This window comes from Candidatus Synechococcus spongiarum, from assembly GCF_900047545.1.
In the GTDB taxonomy this organism is placed as follows: Bacteria; Cyanobacteriota; Cyanobacteriia; order PCC-6307; family Cyanobiaceae; genus Synechococcus_B; species Synechococcus_B spongiarum_C.
In genome coordinates this window covers 1-2381 of the sequence record NZ_FITM01000097.1, presented here as the reverse complement: position 1 = coordinate 2381, position 2381 = coordinate 1, and the positions used below count along the sequence as shown (strand labels likewise).

General features: G+C 60.3%; 3 protein-coding genes and 1 pseudogene. 3 read left to right on the top strand and 1 reads right to left on the bottom strand.

Annotated features, from left to right (window positions below):
- Positions 1-189: 189 nt before the first annotated feature.
- Together FLM9_RS08645 and FLM9_RS04155 are read left to right on the top strand one after the other, a co-directional pair.
- A pseudogene (locus FLM9_RS08645) lies at positions 190-1163 on the top strand (phosphoketolase family protein); the annotation flags it as partial.
- A 32-nt stretch (positions 1164-1195) separates the two neighbouring features.
- A complete protein-coding gene (locus tag FLM9_RS04155; protein WP_081340188.1) occupies positions 1196-1420 on the top strand; it encodes a phosphoketolase family protein in 225 nt (74 codons plus the stop codon).
- A gap of 51 nt (positions 1421-1471) precedes the next feature.
- On the opposite strand, the gene FLM9_RS04150 is transcribed toward FLM9_RS04155, so the two are convergent.
- On the bottom strand, positions 1472-2038 hold the full coding sequence (locus FLM9_RS04150) for a thioredoxin domain-containing protein (protein ID WP_081340187.1): 567 nt from the start codon (positions 2036-2038) through the stop codon (positions 1472-1474).
- A gap of 39 nt (positions 2039-2077) precedes the next feature.
- Between FLM9_RS04150 and FLM9_RS04145 the strand changes: the two genes are divergently transcribed.
- Positions 2078-2381 (top strand): NIL domain-containing protein (locus FLM9_RS04145; protein ID WP_143324595.1); only part of this gene is annotated, 304 nt, incomplete at its 3' end.

Genomic DNA, 2381 nt, shown 5'->3' with positions numbered 1-2381 from the left:
AACTCCTCCCAAGGCACCTCCTCCTCCATCACCGACAAAAATCTCTCACGCTTGGTCTCTCTTTTCATCATGCTCCACTCAAAATAGCTGAGGCCAAGTTGACAGTCTTTGCTGATGGAGCTCCAAGGTTGCTCTCTTCATTATGACATATCCTCTCCCGATTTCTCAGGTTTTCCCTAGCATGAAGAGGGATTGGGGCATTTTTTCAAGCAGTTTTCCTTCCCCGATCATATCGGCAGCCGTTGCACCCCGGAAACACCAGGGTCCATCCATGAGGGGGGCGAACTGGGCTACGTGCTCTCCCATGCCTGCGGCAGTGTGTTTGATAACCCGGAGTTGTCGCCATTACCTGTGTGGGTGACGGGGAAGCGGAGACCGGCCCCTTGGCCACCTCCTGGCACATCAACAAGTTTCTCAATCCCGTCCGTGACGTGGCCGTGTTGCCGGTTCTGCATCTGAACGGCTACAAAATCGCCAACCCCACTATCCTCAGTCGCGTTAGCACGGAAGAGCCTTGCAGTCTGCTGCGGGGCTATGGCTGGAACCCCCCCTGTCTGGTGGAGGATTCCGATCCTGCGGCCATGCACCGGACCATGGCCCTGATGGAAACGGCGGTGCTGGAGATTCGCAGCTTGCAGCAGCAGGCGCGGAAATCAGGAGAACCGTTCCGTCCCCATTGGCCCATGATCATGCTGCGCTTCCCCAAGGGGTGGACAGGTCCCAAGGAAATGGACGATCGCCGGTTGGAGGGCTTTTGGCGCTCCCACCAGGTGCCCCTGGCCCAGGTGAAAACCAACCCGGCTCAACTGGCGGCGGCTGGAGGAGTGGCTGCGTAGTTATCGCCCTTGGGAGCTGTTTGATGCCCAGAGGCGCCGGTTGGAGATGGTGTGCAGCCATGCCCCGTCAGGACCATGGCGGATGGGGCCCAATCCCCGGGCCAACGGTGGCCTGCTGCGTCAGACGCTGCGGCTCCGGCGTTGGAGCCCTTTGCAGTGGAGGTGGAGCGCCCTGGTGCCAGCCAAGCTGCAAACACAGTCCCGTTGGGGATATGGATCGGCGCCATCATGAAACGCAATCCTCACAACTACCACCTCTTTGGCCCGGATGAAACCGCCTCCAATCGTCTCCAGGTAGTGTATGGAGTCAGCAAAAAGTACTGGATGAAGGTGACATCAACACCCCCTTGGAATTGGCCATGAACAATCAAGTAGATCGTTTCAATCTGGTGATTGACGTGATTAATCGTGTGCCCAGCCTTGGCTACCGTGCTGCCCACCTCAAGGAGCAGATGAAAGAGGAAATCCTGCGCAACCGTGCCTATGCCTACACCCACGGCACTGACGCGGAAGCCGTCAACCAGTGGACCTGGCCCCAGGAGAGCTGGAGCTGCTGGCCCCAGAAAACCCCAGGACACTCCTGAGCCCTTCCATCTCTCTGTTCAGTCGTTATTTCTGAGGTGGCTTACAAGCGCTTAAGCCACCCCTTCCCCGTGGCTGCGGGGACCCACTGCTGAACTTTGGCTTGGGTTGGCGTCGCCGACGGCGCTCGTGGCGCCCTGGCGACTAGGCTGGGGCAGCGGCTCGTCACGGAGCAGGGCCACCACCATGGCCTCCAACTCTTCCGGCTGGCGCAGGCCAATGGAGCGGCCCCGCACACTGCCGTCAGGTCCGCAGAAGAGAACGGTGGGAATGCCCCGAATTTGGAACTGATCCAACTCCTGCTCCCAGAGGGGATTGTCCACGTTGAGCAGCACCAGATCCAACGCGCCGCGGTGGGTTTGTTTCAGGTGGGCCATGGTGGGTTCCATACGGTGGCACACCTCGCACCAATCTGCGTAAAACTCCACCAGGGTGGGCTTGCCGTTGCCCAGGGCCTCATCCAGCGGCAGGGAGGCCTGGGCCAGGGCTTCAAGACTTTGGCTGCTCAGGGAGCGGGTCCAAAACACCACCACGGCCAACACCGCGGCGACTATGGCCAGGGCCTTGGCCATGGCGCTATCCTTGTTGTCCATTGCCGGAGGCAAGCAGGCAAGATCCATGGTGTCAGATGCTAGGGTCCTGTCAGCGCTTGGCTCGTCATGAAGCAGCGGTTGACGTTGCGCCTGCCTCGGGAAGCCTTGAACCAGCCCATCACCTACCGGCTGGCCATTGACTATGACGTGGCCTCCAAGATCATCCGTGCCCAGATCGGACCCAACCAGGAGGGGGTGATGGTGGTGGAGTTGGCGGGAGATATTGACGACCTGGCAGCGGCGACAGCATGGCTGCGGCAGCAGGGGTTGGTGGTCAGCACGGCGGTGGGCCAACTCAGCATTGACCCGGACCGCTGTGTGGATTGCGGCATCTGCACCACGGTCTGTCCCACCGGTGCGCTGTACATGC

Bases quoted from the DNA above. Each gene is read 5' to 3' on its own strand.
- FLM9_RS04155 (WP_081340188.1), top strand. From the start codon at position 1,196: ATGAACAATCAAGTAGATCGTTTCAATCTGGTGATTGACGTGATTAAT.
- FLM9_RS04150 (WP_081340187.1), bottom strand. From the start codon at position 2,038: ATGGATCTTGCCTGCTTGCCTCCGGCAATGGACAACAAGGATAGCGCC.